General features: G+C 47.6%; 20 protein-coding genes and 1 pseudogene. 9 read left to right on the plus strand and 12 right to left on the minus strand.

The features are described from left to right. Positions 1-206: 206 nt before the first annotated feature. The 3 genes from zntB to smrA form a co-directional block, all read right to left on the minus strand. Complete coding sequence (gene zntB / locus ACLJTG_RS02665; protein WP_000387373.1) at positions 207-1,190, minus strand: zinc transporter ZntB; 984 nt, start codon at positions 1,188-1,190, stop codon at positions 207-209. A 145-nt stretch (positions 1,191-1,335) separates the two neighbouring features. Then, positions 1,336-2,490, minus strand: a complete 1,155-nt coding sequence (locus tag ACLJTG_RS02670) for a methyl-accepting chemotaxis protein (protein WP_000945621.1) — start codon at positions 2,488-2,490, stop codon at positions 1,336-1,338. A 392-nt stretch (positions 2,491-2,882) separates the two neighbouring features. Next, on the minus strand, positions 2,883-3,446 hold the full coding sequence (gene smrA / locus ACLJTG_RS02675; protein WP_001046799.1) for a DNA endonuclease SmrA: 564 nt from the start codon (positions 3,444-3,446) through the stop codon (positions 2,883-2,885). Positions 3,447-3,703: 257 nt separating this feature from the next. Between smrA and ogt the strand changes: the two genes are divergently transcribed. The 3 genes from ogt to uspE all read left to right on the plus strand — a co-directional run bounded on the left by ogt (position 3,704) and on the right by uspE (position 6,265). Continuing rightward, on the plus strand, positions 3,704-4,219 hold the full coding sequence (gene ogt / locus ACLJTG_RS02680) for a methylated-DNA--[protein]-cysteine S-methyltransferase (RefSeq protein ID WP_000945036.1): 516 nt from the start codon (positions 3,704-3,706) through the stop codon (positions 4,217-4,219). Between the two features lie 195 nt (positions 4,220-4,414). Further along, a complete protein-coding gene (gene fnr, locus ACLJTG_RS02685) occupies positions 4,415-5,167 on the plus strand; it encodes a fumarate/nitrate reduction transcriptional regulator Fnr (protein WP_000611914.1) in 753 nt (250 codons plus the stop codon). Between the two features lie 150 nt (positions 5,168-5,317). Continuing rightward, positions 5,318-6,265 (plus strand): universal stress protein UspE, encoded by a 948-nt coding sequence (gene uspE / locus ACLJTG_RS02690; RefSeq protein WP_001262138.1) that lies wholly within the window; start codon positions 5,318-5,320, stop codon positions 6,263-6,265. Positions 6,266-6,319: 54 nt separating this feature from the next. Here uspE and ACLJTG_RS02695 read toward each other — a convergent pair whose 3' ends face one another. Then, positions 6,320-6,574: a DUF2534 family protein gene (locus tag ACLJTG_RS02695; protein ID WP_000605645.1), complete on the minus strand. Its 255-nt coding sequence runs from the start codon at positions 6,572-6,574 to the stop codon at positions 6,320-6,322. Between the two features lie 238 nt (positions 6,575-6,812). Here ACLJTG_RS02695 and ACLJTG_RS02700 point away from each other — a divergent pair, with 238 nt between their 5' ends. Further along, positions 6,813-7,844, plus strand: coding sequence for a mechanosensitive ion channel family protein (locus ACLJTG_RS02700; RefSeq protein WP_000493670.1), 1,032 nt, complete (start codon positions 6,813-6,815; stop codon positions 7,842-7,844). Positions 7,845-7,929: 85 nt separating this feature from the next. Here the strand turns inward: ACLJTG_RS02700 and ACLJTG_RS02705 are convergent, their stop codons facing one another. Beyond that, positions 7,930-8,532: an XRE family transcriptional regulator gene (locus ACLJTG_RS02705; RefSeq protein WP_410958883.1), complete on the minus strand. Its 603-nt coding sequence runs from the start codon at positions 8,530-8,532 to the stop codon at positions 7,930-7,932. A gap of 43 nt (positions 8,533-8,575) precedes the next feature. On the opposite strand from ACLJTG_RS02705, the gene ACLJTG_RS02710 reads away from it, so the two are divergent. Together ACLJTG_RS02710 and ACLJTG_RS02715 are read left to right on the plus strand one after the other, a co-directional pair. Further along, positions 8,576-9,262, plus strand: coding sequence for a B3/4 domain-containing protein (locus ACLJTG_RS02710; RefSeq protein ID WP_017465581.1), 687 nt, complete (start codon positions 8,576-8,578; stop codon positions 9,260-9,262). 27 nt (positions 9,263-9,289) lie between these two features. After that, positions 9,290-9,628, plus strand: coding sequence for an antibiotic biosynthesis monooxygenase family protein (locus tag ACLJTG_RS02715; RefSeq protein ID WP_000051816.1), 339 nt, complete (start codon positions 9,290-9,292; stop codon positions 9,626-9,628). A gap of 106 nt (positions 9,629-9,734) precedes the next feature. Here ACLJTG_RS02715 and ACLJTG_RS02720 read toward each other — a convergent pair whose 3' ends face one another. The 4 genes from ACLJTG_RS02720 to zirU form a co-directional block, all read right to left on the minus strand. Continuing rightward, positions 9,735-10,292 carry a redoxin family protein gene (locus tag ACLJTG_RS02720; RefSeq protein WP_001119109.1) on the minus strand — a complete coding sequence of 186 codons (558 nt, stop codon included), beginning with the start codon at positions 10,290-10,292 and terminating at the stop codon, positions 9,735-9,737. Positions 10,293-10,387: 95 nt separating this feature from the next. Beyond that, on the minus strand, positions 10,388-11,212 hold the full coding sequence (locus tag ACLJTG_RS02725; protein WP_001652734.1) for a ZirS family two-partner secretion-like system exoprotein: 825 nt from the start codon (positions 11,210-11,212) through the stop codon (positions 10,388-10,390). Positions 11,213-11,238: 26 nt separating this feature from the next. Beyond that, positions 11,239-13,221 (minus strand): two-partner secretion translocator ZirT, encoded by a 1,983-nt coding sequence (zirT, locus tag ACLJTG_RS02730; RefSeq protein WP_017465583.1) that lies wholly within the window; start codon positions 13,219-13,221, stop codon positions 11,239-11,241. Positions 13,222-13,295: 74 nt separating this feature from the next. Then, positions 13,296-14,141, minus strand: coding sequence for a two-partner-like secretion system exoprotein ZirU (gene zirU / locus ACLJTG_RS02735; protein WP_023210613.1), 846 nt, complete (start codon positions 14,139-14,141; stop codon positions 13,296-13,298). A 296-nt stretch (positions 14,142-14,437) separates the two neighbouring features. On the opposite strand from zirU, the gene ACLJTG_RS02740 reads away from it, so the two are divergent. Both ACLJTG_RS02740 and ACLJTG_RS02745 read left to right on the plus strand, forming a co-directional pair. Further along, positions 14,438-15,295: a GyrI-like domain-containing protein gene (locus ACLJTG_RS02740; RefSeq protein ID WP_077248414.1), complete on the plus strand. Its 858-nt coding sequence runs from the start codon at positions 14,438-14,440 to the stop codon at positions 15,293-15,295. Between the two features lie 389 nt (positions 15,296-15,684). After that, positions 15,685-16,794: pseudogene (locus tag ACLJTG_RS02745) on the plus strand (hypothetical protein). 213 nt (positions 16,795-17,007) lie between these two features. On the opposite strand, the gene ACLJTG_RS02750 reads toward ACLJTG_RS02745, so the two are convergent. Continuing rightward, positions 17,008-17,244, minus strand: coding sequence for a YgdI/YgdR family lipoprotein (locus ACLJTG_RS02750; protein WP_001168017.1), 237 nt, complete (start codon positions 17,242-17,244; stop codon positions 17,008-17,010). A gap of 128 nt (positions 17,245-17,372) precedes the next feature. Then, complete coding sequence (locus ACLJTG_RS02755; RefSeq protein ID WP_000208473.1) at positions 17,373-17,963, minus strand: TetR/AcrR family transcriptional regulator; 591 nt, start codon at positions 17,961-17,963, stop codon at positions 17,373-17,375. Positions 17,964-18,040: 77 nt separating this feature from the next. Here ACLJTG_RS02755 and bdcA point away from each other — a divergent pair, with 77 nt between their 5' ends. Then, positions 18,041-18,754: an SDR family oxidoreductase gene (gene bdcA / locus ACLJTG_RS02760; RefSeq protein ID WP_000979084.1), complete on the plus strand. Its 714-nt coding sequence runs from the start codon at positions 18,041-18,043 to the stop codon at positions 18,752-18,754. Positions 18,755-18,844: 90 nt separating this feature from the next. Here bdcA and ACLJTG_RS02765 read toward each other — a convergent pair whose 3' ends face one another. After that, entirely contained in the window at positions 18,845-19,714 is an 870-nt protein-coding gene (locus tag ACLJTG_RS02765) for an aldo/keto reductase (RefSeq protein WP_000456780.1), read from the minus strand. Positions 19,715-19,826 lie beyond the last annotated feature (112 nt).

Raw genomic sequence — 19,826 nt, forward strand, 5'->3', positions numbered from 1 at the left:
GACTAATCTAAGCCGGCGTCGTACGAATCAATTGTGCTATGCAGTAATTCAAAAAAGGAAGTAAGACAATATGGAGCGCAACGCCCATCGCTTGACGTTGCATTCACCTGCGAGAGAGATATTGCCCCGAATAGGTAGATGGTTTATTGACTTCGCTCAAATTTCTCGGCGTTTTTTCACCCGAAATGGTCTGAAAAGCGCTTTTGTTACAACCATTTACTGCGATGCAACCATAAAGTAACACCACCGATCAGGACAACTAACAGAATACAAAACAGAGAAAAGCCGAACCGCCATCCGCCGCCGGGAATACCGCCCAGGTTAACGCCAAATAACCCCGTTAAGAAGGTGCTGGGCAGAAAAACCATCGCCATAAGCGACATGGTATAAGTTCTGCGCGCCAGAGACTCCTGCATCACCTGGGCAATTTCATCCGCCATGATGCCAGTACGCGCGATACAAGCATCAATTTCATCCAACCCCCTTCCCAGCCTGTCGGCGATATCCTGCATTCTGCGCCGGTGATCGTCGCTCATCCACGGCAGCCGTTCACTCGCAAGCCGGGCATAGACGTCGCGCTGCGGCGCCATATAGCGGCGCATAACAATTAGCTGTTTACGTAGCAATGCGAGGAAACCGCGCGGTGGGATTTGCTGGTCGAGAAGATTATCTTCCAGATCGATAATTTTATCGTGTAGCTCTTCAATAAATTCACTGGCGTGATCGGTTAACGCATCGCACACATCCACTAACCAGCCGCCGCAATCTACGGGCCCGGTGCCCTCCTGCAAATCACTGACCACATCGTCCAGCGCCAGAACCTTTCGCTGACGGGTAGACACAATGAACCGCTCGTCCATATATAAACGCATTGCTACTAATTGATCCGGGCGTTCGTCAGTACTGCCATTAATACAGCGCAGCGTAATGAGCGTCCCTTCCCCCATACGACTTACGCGCGGGCGCGAGCTTTCACCAGCCAGCGCATCACGCACGTTATTGGGGAGTAAAGGCGTTGAAGCCAACCAGCGGGCGCTGTCCGGGTGGGTATAATTAAGATGTAGCCAACAGGGATGCTGACTATCGATCACATCATTATCTTCGAGCGGTTTTACTCCACCACGACCATCCAGTAGCCATGCGAAAACGGCATCCGGCACGTTCACATCCGATCCCTTAATGGCTTCCACAGCGCCTCCACGTTACAACTCTGATGCCGTTAGTCTAGCTTTCGGGAAAGGTTAAGCAATCTCTCATTTTCTCATTGCGCAAAAAGAATGACGGGAACGTGCGAAAAAAGCGCCTTAGCAACAGGCGCTTACCAAACATGTATTATCAGGCCTGGCCGCGCCTGGTGATGGTCGAAAGAGGTGATACATGAGAGCGCGACAGCGCATGTTCACTGTAACCCGGCTGGCTTAAACGAAATTTGTCGGTTTTAGTCTGTAACTCGATCACCTGCGCCTTTAAAACATCCGAAGAAGCAGATAGCGCTTCAACCATTAAGACATTGCTATGGGTTGCGCTTTCCAGATCGCTCAACGCCAGTGTTATCTGGTTAATGCCTTTTTCCTGCTCCCGCGTGGTGGTGGAAATTTCACTCATCAGCACGTTTAATTGCCCGGAACCGCCAACAATCTCCTGCATATTTTTTTCAGCCTCCTGCACTATGGCGGCCCCCTGCCGCACATTGTCATGCGTAACGTCGATCAGCGCCTTGATATTTTTTGCCGCCTCAGCGCTACGATGCGCCAGATTACGCACTTCCCCGGCCACCACGGAGAAACCTTTTCCATGATCGCCCGCCCGCGCAGCCTCTACCGCCGCGTTAAGCGCCAGAATATTAGTCTGGAATGCGATACCGTCAATCAATGAAATAATCTCCGTCATCTGCGAGGCACAGTCGGTAATAGAACGCATATTTTCTGTAACCCGCACCATTAATTCACCGCCTTTACGGGCGCATTGGGTTGCACAATCCGCCTGTATGCTCGCCATTCGGGTATTATCCGCATTGTTTTTGGTACTCGCCGCCATTTCATCCATACTGGCGGCAGTTTGAATTAACGAGGCCGACTGCTGTTCCGTCTTTACGGATAGCGACATACTGCGCGCCGCCAGTTGTTCGGAAAGGGTCATTGCCGTTTGCGAAGAGGATCTGATTTCGCGTACCAGCGCGGAAATATTCTCCGACAGGCTATTAATTCCGGGGATGAGTCGCCCGGCGCAATTATTGCCAAATTCGGAGATATGAATAGACAAGTTTCCTGCTGCGACCTCTTCAATACTTTTCTTCACGGTATTAATCGGCACTACCAGATAGCAGGTCATATACCACCAAAGCAGTAATGACGAGATCAGATAAATGATATTACACGTAATTAAAATAGGGAGATCGTGCAGAAAAGCTATTTGTAAAGTATCCACCAAAAGAAACGTACATACCATGAATAGAATAATGCATGTCCTGACGCTGATATTTCTCAACATTTTTGACGGCCTACAACCAGGATAGGAGACAGGTTTTATTTTTATAGCATTTCAGATACCTATTGCCATTCGTTTCTTTGACATTCTCCATATTCAATAGCAGACCATCGCCATTTCCCTTAGTGCAACAGATAAAATCACCTATATTCGCTATGCCAGGATATTCATCCATCCATATTGACAAGTGATGTACTTATCACCATTTTCTGCTTAATAGTTAAGTCGAAAGCCAGTATATTTTAATAGACGCTTAAATAAGCGAATGACTGTTTCTCCGTGTTATTACCGCGGACAGCGTTATCGCCCGTTCTCTTGCAGAATCTTGAGCATCAGGCATAAAATCGGGTTCGCGCGAGCTTGCGCTGGCGGTCCTGTCCGCCAGCGGCAACGATTTACCGACTACGCTTCGCATGGCGCTCCCAGTTATCCTGTTTAGCCTGCACCGTTTTACGTAACGCGACATAACATGCCCCGCCGCCGCCATGGTGCGGCAGCGCCGAACAATAAGCCTGTACATCTTCAAACTCTGTCAACCAGCGGGCCACATAGCTTCGGACGATATTGGCATGTGACTTCGCCTCTCGCCCTTTACCATGAATGATCAGGACATTACGCAACCCCTCTTTCTGCGCCTCCAGGATAAAACGAAACAGCATTTTTCGGCACGTTTCGACCGGCTGGCGTAACAAATTGAGGCTGGCCTGCTGAGGGTATTTCCCACTGCGTAACTTGTCGATGACACCCTGCTGCAATCCTTCCCGACGAAATTCCAGCGGTTCATTCAGCGGCAGAATATCCAGAAAGCCCGTCGTCAGGAAATTATCAAGCTGAAGCGTGTCGATACGCTGGGGCGTTTTAAGATTACGCGTTGGCTGCCAGTGTACATCAGTATGGCGTTTCAGCGGCTGGACATCCTCCATGGCGTCAAGAAACAGCGCTTTATCGTCAAGGTTCATGGTTCATCCTCCAGCGTTTTTGCGACTGCCGTTATCATAACCGTGCCCTGTTATACCGACAACGGTTTACAGTTATTTCCAATAACAGCGACAATGTCAGGCAATTAACCGTCTCGCCAGGCTCCCTTTTTCTCCGCCAACGATATTACTGGCGCTAAATGTGTTATCCCTGACTATCTTTTAAGGAGTATGGTTGCGGGTATTCCTGGCATGATATCTTGTCTCTTACGTTAGGCTAAGACGATGTGAGAGAACGGATGCTGAGATTACTTGAAGAGAAGATAGCCACGCCATTAGGACCGTTATGGGTGGTTTGCGATGAGCAGTTTCGACTGCGGGCCATTGAGTGGGAACAGTACCGCGATCGTATGGAGCAACTGCTAAATATCCACTACCGTCACGAAGGCTATGAACGCGTTTCTGCGACTAACCCCGGTGGACTCAGCGATAAGCTTGCAGATTATTTTGCAGGCAATCTCGCCGTAATTGATACCCTGGAAACCGCCACGGGGGGCACACCTTTTCAACGGGAAGTATGGCAGGCATTGCGCGCTATCCCCTGCGGGCAGGTGATGCACTATGGTCAACTGGCGGCGCAACTGGGACGACCGGGCGCCGCACGCGCAGTCGGTGCTGCGAATGGCGCTAACCCCATCAGTATTGTTGTTCCCTGCCATCGCGTCATCGGGCGTAACGGCACTCTGACCGGATACGCTGGCGGCGTGCAGCGAAAAGAGTGGCTATTACGCCATGAAGGCTATCTTTTATTATGAATATACAGGCAAAAAGTGCCTTATCGGTCACACTTTTATGTAAAGCAACAACAAATAAATTACGTGTTTTCAAATAGATAAAAGTATTCATCAAACTTATACTTGAATTATTCCTTCTCCGGGATAGCTCAGACTTACGCGCTCACCAAAAAGATGTTAAAATTGACAAATATCAATTACGGCTTGAGCAGACCTATGATCCCGGAAAAGCGAATTATACGGCGCATTCAGTCTGGCGGTTGTGCTATCCATTGCCAGGATTGCAGTATCAGCCAGCTTTGCATCCCGTTCACACTTAACGAGCATGAGCTTGATCAGCTTGATAATATCATCGAGCGCAAAAAGCCCATTCAGAAAGGGCAAACTCTGTTTAAAGCAGGTGATGAACTGAAATCGCTCTATGCTATCCGCTCCGGAACGATTAAGAGCTACACCATTACCGAGCAAGGCGATGAGCAGATTACTGGATTCCATTTAGCAGGCGACCTGGTGGGTTTTGACGCCATTGGCAGCGGTCATCATCCGAGCTTTGCACAGGCGCTGGAAACCTCAATGGTATGTGAAATTCCCTTTGAGACGCTGGATGACCTGTCCGGCAAAATGCCTAACCTGCGTCAGCAAATGATGCGTCTGATGAGCGGTGAAATTAAAGGCGATCAGGATATGATCCTGTTATTGTCGAAGAAAAACGCCGAAGAACGTCTGGCCGCGTTTATTTACAACCTGTCCCGCCGCTTTGCGCAGCGTGGTTTCTCACCGCGTGAATTCCGCCTGACAATGACCCGTGGCGATATCGGCAACTATCTGGGCTTAACGGTCGAAACCATTAGCCGTCTGCTGGGGCGTTTCCAGAAAAGCGGTATGCTGGCGGTGAAAGGTAAGTATATTACTATTGAAAACAGCGATGCGCTGGCGGCCCTCGCCGGTCATACCCGCAACGTCGCTTAAACGTCAGCTAAACCATTGATGTTATCTTCTGCCATATCGTTAAATTTTTCTCATTTATTGATCTGGCAGAAGCGCTTCCTCTGTTTCATTCACCATATTTGAGTTACTCTTTAGTTACAAACTGCGATGACAGTTGTAAGGAGACCCTGTATGGCTATGTATCAAAATATGCTGGTGGTCATCGATCCCAATCAGGACGACCAACCCGCATTACGGCGAGCAGTTTATTTGCATCAACGGATTGGCGGCAAAATTAAAGCTTTCCTGCCTATTTACGATTTCTCGTATGAGATGACCACCCTGCTTTCTCCTGACGAACGCACCGCAATGCGTCAGGGCGTAATAAGTCAACGCACAGCCTGGATACGTGAGCAGGCGAAATATTATCTTGAAGCCGGTGTCCCCATTGAAATTAAAGTGGTCTGGCACAATCGTCCCTTTGAGGCCATCATCCAGGAGGTTATCGCCGGCAGTCACGATCTGGTGTTGAAAATGGCGCATCAGCACGATCGACTGGAAGCGGTCATTTTTACCCCTACCGACTGGCATTTGCTGCGTAAATGCCCAAGCCCCGTGTGGATGGTCAAAGATCAGCCGTGGCCAGAAGGCGGCAAAGCCCTGGTCGCCGTGAACCTGGCAAGCGAAGAGCCCTATCACAATGCTCTCAACGAAAAGCTGGTAAAAGAGACCTTACAATTGGCGGAGCAGGTTAATCATACCGAAGTACACCTGGTCGGCGCCTACCCCGTTACGCCAATCAATATCGCCATTGAGCTGCCGGAATTTGATCCCAGCGTGTATAACGACGCCATCAGAGGCCAGCATTTACTGGCGATGAAAGCGCTGCGCCAGAAATTCAGCATCGATGAAAAAGTTACGCATGTAGAAAAAGGTTTGCCGGAAGAAGTTATCCCGGATCTTGCCGAACATCTCCAGGCGGGGATCGTTGTGCTTGGCACCGTTGGACGTACCGGACTCTCGGCCGCGTTTTTGGGGAACACGGCCGAACAGGTCATTGACCATCTGCGCTGCGACCTGTTAGTCATTAAGCCTGATGAATATCAAACACCGGTTGAACTGGACGACGAGGACGATTAATCCCTCTTGCGTCCTGCCGGATGGCGCTGCCATCCGGCCAATACCACATTTCTGTTACTCATCTCCGCCGAGGAAATAGATCCCCAAAGGAATCGCCAGCAGAATAGTGAACACCAGACTGTAAACGAAAATCATTGCCGACTGAATGGCATACATAGAGCTTGTCCACTCGGACAGTGGAATATGATACTGCTCAATCACACCGCCGATAGTCGCGCGCGTTACCACCGATGCCGCAACGATAAACACTGCCAGCAGGCATAACAGAAATTTTTTCCCCTTCGCCGATTTCAGCTTCATCATGATCATAGTATTGTCCTTTACAGATGACTTTTTTACCTGATAGCAACAATACCATGACAATCGCGCGATGTCTGCTCTATAAAACGTGACATTGTATTTACATAAAAAGTAAACCGCTGAGATTAAAGCTGATAGCACTATTTCTTCTTTTTACTTATCGATGATCTACGCGTTTATCCTGGGTAAAATACCTGTTAATCAGGTCATTCTGAGCTGTTATCGTAGGAAGGAGCGGAAAACAATAATGTTCACTGAATTTTTTCTCAAAAACGCATTTAATCTGGCGATACTTTTCAGTTGCGGTATGGCGTTGCTGGTCGTGAGATTTTGGCTCAGCCGTAACGTACAGTGGAAGAAAGGATTCACGTTCCATGCGGCACAGTTTTTTATTTACGCGATTATTATTGGGACCATCGGGAGCATACTGAATAATGCTATTGAAGATTATAATTTGCGTTTTATCTCTTCCGGGGTCATTGATTTTATCTGCACCTCGCTCATTGCGCTTATTCTGACGATAAAACTTTTCCTGATTATTAACCAATTTGAAAAAGCACAGGTCAATAAAGGTAGAGATGTCACCAGTACACGTATTCTGGCACGGGTCATAAAAATAACCATTATTGTCGCGATTGTCTTACTGTATGGCGAACATTTTGGCATGAGTCTGTCCGGTCTGCTGACCTTTGGCGGTATCGGCGGTATCGCTGTTGGTATGGCGGGCAAAGATGTCCTGAGCAATTTTTTCTCTGGTATTATGCTCTATTTCGATCGCCCCTTCAGTATCGGAGACTGGATTCGTTCTCCTGACAGAAATATCGAAGGTACGGTCGCCGAAATCGGCTGGCGAATTACACGAATTAACACATTCGACCACCGCCCGTTGTACGTGCCTAATTCCGTCTTTTCATCCATTAGCGTTGAGAATCCGGGACGGATGACCAACCGTCGAATAAAAACGGTTATTGGATTACGTTACGAAGATGCCGACAAAATTGGCCTCATTGTTGACGCTATCAGAAACATGCTGCAGGCGCACAGCGATATCGATCAGAAACAGACGCTGTTGGTCTATTTTAATGAATTCGCCGACTCTTCGCTGAATATTATGGTGTATTGCTTTACCAAAACAACAGTATGGCAGGAATGGCTTGCCGTACAGCAGGATGTTTACCTGAAAATTATTGCGATTGTCCAGGAAAACGGCGCTGACTTCGCCTTCCCAAGCCAGACGCTCTATATCGATGACCCGGAGGCCGCGCCTGCGATAAAATAAAAGATAGCCGGTGCCCGATAACGCTTATCGGGCACCGAGGCTTCCCTGTCCGAATGACGGGTTGTTAGCGCCTTCCTCACGGTGATCAACGGCTCTTTTCATTCACCGTCATGGTAAATTCAAGCACCTCATTAGTGTCGTTAACGTAGGCATGAGGCATGTCGGTTCTGGCTACAGCGGAGCAGCCCTCCCGAATAATAAAGCGTCTACCGTCGACTGTTAATGTCAGTGTTCCCTGATTAACAAACAGTAATTCACAGGTGTCTGCCGGATGCCCTGCCGATTCAAACTGTTCACCAGGATGCATTATCCATTGCCAGAGTTCCAGCATATCCGGCCCGCTGGCTCCCGCCATCAGTTTTGCGCTGCCGCCTTTCTCGCCGCGCCACAACACCGGAATAGCATCCCGGTCGATAAGATGGACCATCGGCTCGCTGGCGACGTTGACAAAATCCGCCACGGACACTCCCATTGCCGCCGCGATCTTACATAACAGCGCAATGCTTGGATTGGCTTTACAGCCTTCAATTTCCACCAGCATTCCTTTACTGACGCCGGAACGCCGCGCAAGCTCATCCAGCGACATCTTTTTTTGGCTACGAAATTGTTTGATACGTTGGGAAACAGCTTCATTTATCGTGCTGACGTCGGCGCCCGCCGTGGTCGATAAGTTGACTTTTTTGGTCATTGGTCGATATCATAGAAGAAAATAGTCATTACAGGATTATGCGATGTCTTCTATGTTACCGTCAATCAGCCCGGAACTGGCCCGTATCGCTCCCGGCTTTCGTGCATTAAGTATTAATGTTATTGCCGCTCCGGTTCGCGATGCGCAGGTCGGAGAAATCGCGCTAAAAGAGGCCTGTCAGGCCGTAATTAACGGCCAACCGGCGTGGGCACAGGCGCATATAGACGCCTGGAATGCGGTGTTTAAAGCATTCGGCGCAAAACCAAAGCGCACCCCCTGCTCGGCTGAAGCGCTACGAAAACGCGTGTTGAAGGATGGAACAATGGCGGCGCTGGACCCGGTCGTTGATCTTTATAACGCGGTGAGCCTACGCTATGCCGTACCGGTAGGCGGCGAAAATAGCGCGGCTTATTGTGGATCGCCGCGGCTGGTTTTCGCAGACGGAAGTGAAACATTTGATACCCTGAAAGAAGGACACCCCGTCACCGAGTCACCAGAACCGGGCGAAGTTATCTGGCGCGATGACAGAGGCGTCACCTGTCGGCGCTGGAACTGGCGTCAGGGAGTACGTACCCGACTAAGCGCTTCAGATAAAGCGATGTGGTTTATCCTTGAAAGCTTGCCGGAAATGCCGGTTGATGAATTGTACGCGGCAGGAAACATGCTGACTGACGGCCTTGAAAAAATGATGCCAGGTTTACGTTTTGAATCCACGTTGATGGGTGTTTGATTGATATTGCGTAACAGGAGAAATACCATGTCGCTGTTTCTGACAAGTTTTATTTTCGAAAAAAAAGAGTACGACGAAGAGTTTTATCAACTGGATGGCTGGATTGAGCGCTATACACAGACTATTGATGGCTATATTGGGATGGAAAGCTATACCGATGCCGCCAGCGGAAGAATGGTTAATAATTATTACTGGCAGACCCGCGAATCAATGGAGCTATTGATAAATAATTTACAGCACCAGCAGGCCAAATCACAAAGTCATAAGTGGCTTTCCGGTTACCAGACGATTATTGCAGAAATTCAGGGGTGCCATAACGTTAACCTGCCCCATCCGCTGGCATCATTTTCAGTTCCTTATGCGTGATGCAATAGTATATGTGTTAAATGTGGGGGCACTACAGGAGGATGCCTGCGCCCCTGCATTGCCGGTTATTCGGTTCTCTGTGCAGGGACGGTGCTGATATAAGTGATTAGTAAACAGGAAGATGAGTGATATCTCGTGGTACAATAACACGCGTAACCACATTATTTTCATCGCACTCTATCAACGCTCTGGCAAAAATACTGAGCTCATTAATTTTCAGCCCGGAATTATCCAAAAACTGGCGGCAAGCGTAGTCAGAAACAAAGGTTATGCCGGGATGAATATCATGTTCCCGAATAAAACGGGCCTGAGCAAATGGCGTATCCATACTCAGCACATATACCGCCCGGTTTGAGTGGCTACCCGCTGATTTAAGGCGGTTACTATAGTCTTTTACCTGCCATTCACAAACCGGCGTATCCAGTGACGGGACGACAATAATCCGCTTTTTTATCCCCGGGATACAGTAACCCGGTAATAAATTATGGCTCACCAGCCCCTTTGTGCAGGGTAATGGTTCGCCTTCAGCCAGTATACCGGGTTTGAGGGTCAGTTGCGTTTTGCCAAAGGTGACAGCGTGTTCCTGACCCAATGAAATATAATCTTGTGTTGTTGCTGGTGTCATAAAAACTTCTCCTTTTAACGTTTGTATTCTTTTAGCCATAATAATTATTTAGCAATCTACTAAAGAACCAAGTGAACATCCATAATAAGAGCAGTGAGATAAAAGCCAACCCATTATTCATTGCTGTTTTTACTCTACTTTTTTATTGTCCCGGAGATAGTAAATTTATCTTTAATCAATTCCCCAAAATATTTATATGTCAATTTCAACTCTCCATTTGAACCTCCATTATAAGTTACCGTCTGAAGATACTCTCCGGGATTACCCCCGGCTTTGATATCGCATCGACTATTCCAACTTCCTGTTGGAAAATGCCCACACTGGAGATTGAGATTAGATATGGGGTTATTATTTATATCTTTAACAATAATTTTCACAACAGCACTCTCTCCTGGCATCAGTAAAGATTTATCTGCACTAATGACAGATAAATCTTTACTCAATTTAACTATACGTTTTGTTTCAATAGAATGGATTTCAGAAACCATCGGCACAGGCGTATATCCTGGTGCTGAGACCATATCTGTTTCGTTATAATGCTCAATTCTTATCTTCGAACCTACATTATCCTCGCTGATAACAATTTCATATTTACACGGCTTTTCACGTAGAAGCTCATGCTGTGAGTCATCTTTCTCAACGCGATAATACGTACATACTGTGGTAGCCGTTTCATTAGCTTGATATTTTTCAGTATCAGGATCACTGACTCTCCCAACCATTCTTGATTTTAAAAGCATGCCTGGTATAGGTATATATGATTCAGCATATCCAGAATCCCCATTCAATTCCAACCCATAATCACTCAACGGCGAACCAGGCCTGTGCCCAACGCTCGGCGCCGTAGGAGGAGAAAACATCCCGACGGTTGTCGCGGACGTTGTCGACGAATCCGCCAAGACGCTTATCGGCGCAGCCGCCAGAAGCAGGCTATAGATAATAAGATTATGTTTCGACATACGCACTGTTGATCCTTTTTAAAACATTAATTCGCATCAGATGCTGCGGTAGAACTCTTGGCATTTTCTTTATCAGAAATAATTCTGACGCGGATATATTTATTCTGAAGCGGTTCCCCGTTAAGGCTATAAGGGATAAGCCAGGTGGCCTTTGTCGCCCCCGGTACGGATTTCCAGGATTTCATTTCATCCGAGATTTCCCACTGATAATTAAACGCATCAGTACAGTCCGTGTTATTTACACAAAGTGTTCTGGCTCGCATTTCCGTTCCGACGACTGGCGCGGTAACACTTCCGTTGTCCTCTTCAGTACCCGGCGTAAAAAGCACCTCCACAGAAGTGACCTTCTGCGCAATGCTGTCTGACTGCGCTTGCAGCAGTACGGTCCCCTTCACCGGATGTTTATCGTCTGGTCCGCTTGCTTCAATATGTAATTTGAGCGGGCGGGTATCATCGCCGATATGGGTCACCAGAACCCGTTCAACCCAATGACCATCACGCTCTGTACCACCGAGCGCTTTAAATGCCAGACCCGGCGTATCTGATTGATACTTAATATTACGTGGTTTGAGCGACGCCCACTCCTCTTCAGAACGCTCGCGCACGTAGTGCCACTCAATAACCTTCCCCTCTTCTCCGGCAGGAAGCGGCGTACTGACAACAAAGTTGCCGTCCTCAACCTGAACATCGTCATTGATAACATTTATCCAGGAACGGAAACTGGTCTCATCCTGTGTCACCCTTACCGGGATACGCTCGGAGGTCACGCGAGTACCCCGGCTGTCAGTCACCGTTAAATAAAGGCTATACTCCTGACCGTCGGTCACCGTCAGCGGAAGTTGTGGAAGAATAAGGCCGCTGCCCAGACTCCCCTGAAGCTGGAGCCCGGCGAGAAGCTCCGCATCACCCGACCACTCAACCTTCTCAACCGGGTAACGGCTATCTACCGTCGCCATTAATGTCACCAGCGTCCCGGACAGGCCTGACACCGGCATTGCCGTAATGCGGATTTTGCTGGCCTGCTCCCGATACGCCATGACGATATCGTAATTACGATCAACAAAGGCACGCCGATTAGTCGTATTCGACGGCGCCCCAACGTTGCGGTAATCAAGCTGTTCATGTAACGGCGTACCGAAGGAATAATTGACTCTCAGACCGCCCTCTGCCTGCGATCCGCCATTACCGGCGTCCCGATATCCTGCTCTGACCTCAAGCAAGGGGACAGGATTCCAGACCAGAGCCGCACCTGCGGCGCGGGGATTCCGGCTTAACGTACCGTTACCCAATAGATCAACTTTATCCCCGTAATACTGTTCATATGTCAGCTCGCCACTGAACCAGGGAAAATCGGGGAGCGTGCCTTTTGTTCGCAGATCAAAGCCATATGCCGGACGCTCATCATGTAACTCATGCGCTGCTGACGTTTTCCAGCCGGTGAGAGGGAAATAATAGTTGCCGGAAAAGGCCATACTGTCTTTATAGACTTCCCCGCCAATGCCGCCACGTAAGTGGGAATAACGGATGTCGGCATCCAGAAACGTATTGACGCCGAGCAGCCATCCATTGACCTCCTGGCGGTAACCGACACCAACGTTAACATAAGTGCGTCCATCGAAACTGCTGTTGTCGTGGTCGCGAAAGCCAAGCTGGCCAAAGAGTAAAGACGATGTTGTTTCCTGGACAGGAATAAACATATCGAACTCTGATGAGCGATATTTCGCGCCATCTTCAAGATTGACGCCACCACGGAAAATAATCTCCGGAAAAGCGTTCTTTATCCCCTCGTTCACCAGATGATTAGCGGCTTGCCCTGGTAACGCCTTGATTTTTCCTTTGGCATAATCCTCCAGCGTCCCCTCCTGCAGGTGCGGAGAAATAGACGATGCCGTCCCCGCAATCCACGACTGAATTTCACTATCGCTATCAGCAATGACCGGGAGTGGAATCTGACTGGTAACAATGGCCCAGGTTATATATTTAGTAATGGGTTTTTTAGAAAAAACCACTGTATTGTCTCCTGCTATATCCCCCTGCCTGGCAGGGGGAGCATTTAAATAAGATGTTTATTTAGCGATAAAGATCAGCGACGGATAGCGCGTTTATTCTCCGGCGTGGCTTTCGTCGTTTTAGGCGTGACGTGAACACGGAACAATTTATTCTGCTCAGTTCCCTTAATAATATATTTATGCTTTTCAGCGTTGGTATTATTCAGATCGGTGAACTTATCTGGTGTCCCGGCATCCGCCATCTGCCAGGTAAAGTTATAATTACTGACCTCACACTCAGCCGCCGCTGTGGCGGCACATTCCAGTACCGCTTCAAGGGTGCCGCCTACCACTGGAGTGTTGGCGTCATTGGTACCGTTGAGTTCATCAGTCGGTTTACCACTTTCATTCACCACATTGATAGTGACAGAACGTAGCTTATTAGAAATTGTACCGTCTGCGGCGGAGTCGCCGCTCACCCCAGAAGATGCAGAAGTTAATAAGACAGTGGCAGGCAAGAATGCACTATCCGGCGTCCCCGTTGCCGTCTTAATCCGGTAAACGATTTTAATTTTTTTACCGCCTGCATCAGCAGGAATGGTAAAAGCCGTCCCGGTTGCCGCCGGGGTTCCAGAAGGATCGGCGGCCTCATTATCCACCAGATACCATTTAATATCGTCGGCATTATTCATTTTATCCAGCGATAAGGGATCCCCATCCTCATCCTCAATAAAAACATCCGCTATCTGGAGGGTTGAACCGGTCGTCAGTTCCCCAGACACTTCTATCTTTTTTGCATTAGTAGTTGCCACAGGACGGTGACCAACAGAAGCAGGCGTAGAAGAAGAAGCCATATCATTGGCTCTGATATTCGCCACCGCCTCTACTGAGACCACGGATGCACAAATCGCTAAAGCTAATAAAGATTTTTTGAAGTACAAAACAATTCATCCCTTTTATTAAATCATTAGAAATAATTATGAGATTTATAATCTCACGGGCTAAAAATTCAGGATTATTCAATCATTTTAACCGCCTGTGAAATTATGCCCTTCGCCATGCTAATTACTTAGCTTTACTGGCAAAAGCCGATCGCCAAGTGTAAAGTTTATTCAGAAACGTCAAGCAATTTAAATCTTTCTTGTTTTGCCAGAAAAGCTAACACCCCCCCACTGGTTTAATAACACAGTATGTAAAACACCTTAAATGTTTATATTTTCGGCTTCAACAAAGAGGAATGATGATGAAAAGAGCCATAATAGTCTCAGTATTAGAGCAAATAGAAAAAAATCTTGAAGAGAGGATTGATATTGAAAAGTTGGTTGTTATAACAGGTTATTCGCGAAGGAGTTTGCAGGATTTTTTTAAAGAAAAGTGTGGCGTCTCTATCGGAAAATATATCAGACAACGCAAGTTGAGCAGAAGCGCCACTCTGCTAAAGCTGACCTCTCAGTCGGTCACAGATATCGCGTTCAGAATGGGGTTTGATTCAGTGCAGTCCTATAGTCGAGAGTTCAAAAAAACATTTGGCGTCAATCCCAATAACTATCGCAAGGCTGATTTCTGGGATCTCAGAAACCTACGGCCTCCCTACTGGCTTGACTGTGATGAGCATTATCAGTTCGAAATTTGTCAGCTTACGTCAAAAGAAATTTTCGGATTTCAAACATCTCATCAGATCGCAACAAATGACCTTCCTAAAAAAGCGTCGCCTATAAAATGGAAAATCATTCATGAGACGCTCAGAACGTGGGGCGAAAATGTTTATTGTCTCTCGTCTTTTAAGCCGGATAATACCAAAGACCAGGTCATCGCCGTAAGCAGTTTTTTTGGTATGGAACATAATTCCGTCGATGGAGGCAAAATACCCATGTCGAGGGTAATAAAATGTGGTAAATATGCAAAATTCCATTTCGTTGGTCATAAGGAACAATATCAACAATTTTCCAATACAATATATATGTGTATATTACCAAAACTGAATCTTATCAGGAGAGAAGGAGAAGATATTGAATACTTCCATTTGGCCTCCGTCCAAAAGCAACAGAATAATGAATCCATTGTCGATCTTTATTATTACATCCCTGTACTGTAATGACTTCGTACCATCCACGCATTTCATCTGAAAAGTCTTCTCTTTTCAGTACGGTAATAAAACTCTCAGTATTGATTCTGGTAAAATAAGTGGCTATTAATATAGTTAACGTTTTGAAAGAATTGAAAAAATAAATTGCGTGCATGCGACACCGGGGACAGATTTCTGACAGTACTGTACGGTGTAGTGATCAGGTAATATTGGCTACAGTTTACGGTAAAAGCAAAGTCCATACTTTAACTATTAACGGGAGTATGCTGGCCGGGCGGCTTGCGGGGCCTTCATGCTCCCACATTTACAATGTTGGTATGATTACATTCTCTCTATACTTTACTGTGCTAACCTTTTATCTCGTTGAGATACCGTTTAATTTAAATATTCTCTTTTTGATGTACATTATAAGAGGAGACATTATTCATATTTTCGAAATCAGGGCAGACGATATGTATACAACCATCAGAAACACAACGCTAGCAATGGTAGCTTGTTTTTCGTATATCGCACATGCCAGTACCCACCCTCCTCTTATTATCACCAGGGGAGCCGGAGGAGACGCCTCCGGAGCCGCAGTCATTCATGATAATTGGCGGCATGGCACTCCTGACCTGGTCAATCTTACCGATATCCCCATAGATAAAATCAGACCAGAAAAATACCGTTGTGTACTGATTATTGGGCAAGGAGCTATAAAAGAGATGCTTCTTGCGAACAATGCCTCAGCAATACTTTCCGGAAAAACTGTTGGTCTTTATACTCATCTGATCGATCAGAACACGCTCAGATTACTTCGGCAATTGCAGAACAAAGTGAGATTCAATCTCTTTTTTACCCGCTCGCAGATAACTCTACTAAAACTAAGGAATATTTCAGAATATAATTTTTTGAGTTCTAAAGTAAATAATGTCTGGGGACAAGACTCACTAGCAATTGAAACAGTGGCACCTGACAGGGGTAATATACCGGAAAAAGCGCTTCCCCTCAAAACAACAGATTATGTGATCTGGCTGGGTGGAAACTATACTACTTCCTCTGGTACGCAGCGTATCTTCACAAACGATCAGATTGTTGTAGCCCTGAAACCACTACATAATGTTATTTCATCAAATGCATCGATTGCTATTATGCTTTCACCACGTTTTTTTGATAATAGCATGAGTAAAGAAGCAAAAGTTAAACGACTGAAGGCAGTGCTTAACACCTTTTCGCGAAACAGGGTCACATTTTATATGAATAAGGAGATGCTTGCTAATCTGAAAGAATTTGATTTACCTGTTCAACTATCCCCTTCTTACGCAGAGCTGATGTGAATGCCCTGGGCCAGCGCTACCCGGCATTTTGCCTCTGTGGATCAATATAACCTGTTTGCTGATCTCATACCCAAAGTCACGCCGTTTCTTCTTGAACCGAATGATGCCGATCAAGCTCTCTATGCGACGGATTATCTTAATACCCGGCGTGTAAGTCTGACCCAAAATATTCTTAACCATGGTTGTGACTAAATAAAACGCGCAGAATCCGGGATAGTTAGCAATCCAAAACAGACCGTTAGCCATGAGTACTGTTTATCTTCACTATACAGGGAACAACCAAATAACTGACGACACAAATCAAGCCGAGACCCGGAATTCGGCTATACAGGCGCTCTATCCAATTCTGGCCCAGAAACAGTCCGGTACCCATACTGGACACGGCCTCCCAACTGCTTTAGCGCATTACCAGTCCAGCTTCGATGCGCCTTCTGTCGTCTGCACTATTTCACTGGTTTTAATAACGCGATGATAACCATAAACATCAGCGTATTTCGTCATTCCGGTTGCGGTGTCAACCTCCGGCTTACCCTGCGTTTCAATAATCTCTCCCGTCCGGGTCGTCATGGTATAGGTCGTTGTACATCCGGCTAGCATCAACACTGATAAGCTAAGTACCGTAATAAGACTACACTTTTGCATTTCTTGTTTCCCTGACACCTCTATTTTTGATGTACTTTACCGAATACCGCAACGGCAAGATGGATGATTAGGGCTATTGCTCTCTGTTTGCCCGTATCTGATTGGCTCAGGTTTTTTGATGCGCTGCGTTAATCCGGCAGTAATCGCTCCAGCACATCCCCAGCCAGAAGCACGCTCTCCTGAAGACGCTCCAGGCCATACCCCGCTCGCGCCTTGGCGGAAAGCCCCGCCATTAGCGTCCCCATAAAGTCCGTCGTCCGGTCAGCCTCTTGCGGATACCGCATGGCGACATAAGTGCGAATCAGGTTTTCAGCAGCGATGTAAAACTCGCAGGCGGCCTCTCGTGCCGGTTTATCGTTACAATGAGCGCCCTCCAGAACCAGACATCCAGTGGCATCAGGATCGGCAGCGTAACGTCTTGCCGCTTCCATCAGCACATCGATAAGGCACTTCGCAGTCGGGCGATCGTGACGCAGAAGCGCCCCGAGCGGAATCGCGTCGGTCATCCTGTAACGCTTTAATACGCGAGTATACAGCCCCAGCTTGCTGCCAAACGCCGCATAGAAACTGGGAGGATTGATCCCGAACGCTTTTGTCAGATCCGCTACGCTCACCGCGTCGTATCCGCGCGAATGAAATAAGTGTTGAGCGGTTTCAATGGCTTGCTCCGGATCGAACTGGCGAGGGCGACCCGGCGTTCGGCTATGTTTTGTAGTCATTACTACATAACTCCTTGACGGCATGATTTCATTACGCATATTGTAGTGGCTACTACAATATCATAAAGGACATCCTGATGATGCTATTTCGCAACAAATCTGTACTGGTTTTAGGGGGAAGTCGTGGTATCGGCGCGGCTATTGTACGACGCTTTAGCGCTGACGGCGCATCGGTCGTTTTCAGCTACGCCGGATCGCGTGAAGCCGCCGAAAAACTGGCAGCGGAAACCGGAAGCACCGCCATCCAGACGGATAGCGCCGATCGGGATGCCGTCATCAGCCTCGTGCGTGAGTACGGACCACTGGATATTCTGGTCGTCAATGCGGGCGTGGCTCTCTTCGGCGATGCGCTGGAACAAGATAGCGATGCGATAGATCGTTTGTTCCGTATTAATATCCATGCGCCTTACCATGCGTCAGTCGAAGCAGCCCGCAATATGCCGGAAGGTGGACGCATTATTATTATCGGTTCCGTGAATGGCGATCGGATGCCCGTACCGGGAATGGCCGCGTACGCCGCCAGTAAATCAGCCCTGCAAGGGCTGGCGCGCGGCCTGGCCCGTGATTTTGGCCCCCGCGGGATTACGATAAATGTGGTGCAGCCAGGTCCCATTGATACCGACATCAATCCGGAAGATGGCCCCATGAAAGAGCTGATGCACAGTTTCATGGCGATCAAACGACACGGAAGACCTGAAGAAGTGGCTGGAATGGTGGCATGGCTTGCCGGTCCGGAAGCTTCTTTCGTCACTGGCGCAATGCACACCATCGATGGTGCCTTCGGAGCCTGACGGCCAGGCGAATATCACACGGTTGCCGTCTACGCTCCGGCAACCGTGTTAGAAGCTGTTCATGCGAGAAAACATCCGCAAGCGCCGGGATCAATCGTGGATTTTAACGCCAAGACAACCGCGAACAAATTCAGGATTAAAATGCTTCACCGCTTCGCCAACGTAGCCTAAATCAAGGGCGTTGATTTGAGCCATTTCATTATCCGTTAGTGAGAAATCCCAGATGGCAAAGTTCTCTTCAATGCGTTCCTGTCGAGTGGATTTAGGAATAACCGTGACGCCACGCTGCACGTTCCAACGCAGGACAACCTGCGCGATGGTTTTTTGATGGGCATCGGCAATCCTTTGAAGCATGACATTTTCATACGGTTTATGTCTCCCGCCGCCTAACGGCGCCCACGCTTCAGGCTGAACGTTATAATGCTTCATGGTTTCCAGCGCGGCGGGTTGTGCAAAGTATGGATGCAATTCGACCTGGTTTACCATTGGCGTAATTCTGACGGTTTCACAGAAGTTGGCTAACACATGCGCATAGAAGTTGGACACGCCAATGGCTTTTAGTTTACCGGCTTCATAAGCGTCTTCCAGCGCGCGCCACGCACTAAAATAATCGCCCATTGCCTGATGCAATAAATAGAGATCAAAATAATCTAACCCGGATTTTTTCAGCGACGCTTCAATACCTGCTTTGGCCAGATCGTAGTTAGCCATATCTTGCACCCACAGTTTAGAAGTAATAAATAACTCCTCACGGGTACACAGACCTGTCGCGATAGCTTTACGAACAGCGTCACCAACGGCATCTTCATTGCCGTATACCGCAGCGGTATCGATAAGACGATAACCGCTGCGAATAGCGCTTAACACTGACTGCTGACATTCTTCTTTGTCGGTTACCTTAAAAACGCCAAAACCCACCATAGGCATTTTAAGGTTGTTACTTAATATTGAATATTCCACGCTAAAGCACCCTTTCGTCGTAAAGACGCCATGATAAGAGCAAAATACAGGTACAATGAATATTGTTAAATCCGATTATATTTATACAAAAAGTTCATTAATAACAGTTGTA

Origin of the sequence: Salmonella sp. SAL00672, from assembly GCF_046552175.1 — a bacterium.
In the GTDB taxonomy this organism is placed as follows: Bacteria; Pseudomonadota; Gammaproteobacteria; order Enterobacterales; family Enterobacteriaceae; genus Salmonella; species Salmonella enterica.

Coding starts and splice junctions, on each gene's coding strand:
- ACLJTG_RS02670 (WP_000945621.1), bottom strand. CDS start 2,490: ATGTTGAGAAATATCAGCGTCAGGACATGCATTATTCTATTCATGGTA.
- smrA (WP_001046799.1), bottom strand. CDS start 3,446: ATGAACCTTGACGATAAAGCGCTGTTTCTTGACGCCATGGAGGATGTC.
- ogt (WP_000945036.1), top strand. CDS start 3,704: ATGCTGAGATTACTTGAAGAGAAGATAGCCACGCCATTAGGACCGTTA.
- fnr (WP_000611914.1), top strand. CDS start 4,415: ATGATCCCGGAAAAGCGAATTATACGGCGCATTCAGTCTGGCGGTTGT.
- uspE (WP_001262138.1), top strand. CDS start 5,318: ATGGCTATGTATCAAAATATGCTGGTGGTCATCGATCCCAATCAGGAC.
- ACLJTG_RS02695 (WP_000605645.1), bottom strand. CDS start 6,574: ATGATCATGATGAAGCTGAAATCGGCGAAGGGGAAAAAATTTCTGTTA.
- ACLJTG_RS02700 (WP_000493670.1), top strand. CDS start 6,813: ATGTTCACTGAATTTTTTCTCAAAAACGCATTTAATCTGGCGATACTT.
- ACLJTG_RS02705 (WP_410958883.1), bottom strand. CDS start 8,532: ATGACCAAAAAAGTCAACTTATCGACCACGGCGGGCGCCGACGTCAGC.
- ACLJTG_RS02710 (WP_017465581.1), top strand. CDS start 8,576: ATGTCTTCTATGTTACCGTCAATCAGCCCGGAACTGGCCCGTATCGCT.
- ACLJTG_RS02715 (WP_000051816.1), top strand. CDS start 9,290: ATGTCGCTGTTTCTGACAAGTTTTATTTTCGAAAAAAAAGAGTACGAC.
- ACLJTG_RS02720 (WP_001119109.1), bottom strand. CDS start 10,292: ATGGCTAAAAGAATACAAACGTTAAAAGGAGAAGTTTTTATGACACCA.
- ACLJTG_RS02725 (WP_001652734.1), bottom strand. CDS start 11,212: ATGTCGAAACATAATCTTATTATCTATAGCCTGCTTCTGGCGGCTGCG.
- ACLJTG_RS02740 (WP_077248414.1), top strand. CDS start 14,438: ATGATGATGAAAAGAGCCATAATAGTCTCAGTATTAGAGCAAATAGAA.
- ACLJTG_RS02750 (WP_001168017.1), bottom strand. CDS start 17,244: ATGCAAAAGTGTAGTCTTATTACGGTACTTAGCTTATCAGTGTTGATG.
- ACLJTG_RS02755 (WP_000208473.1), bottom strand. CDS start 17,963: ATGACTACAAAACATAGCCGAACGCCGGGTCGCCCTCGCCAGTTCGAT.
- bdcA (WP_000979084.1), top strand. CDS start 18,041: ATGATGCTATTTCGCAACAAATCTGTACTGGTTTTAGGGGGAAGTCGT.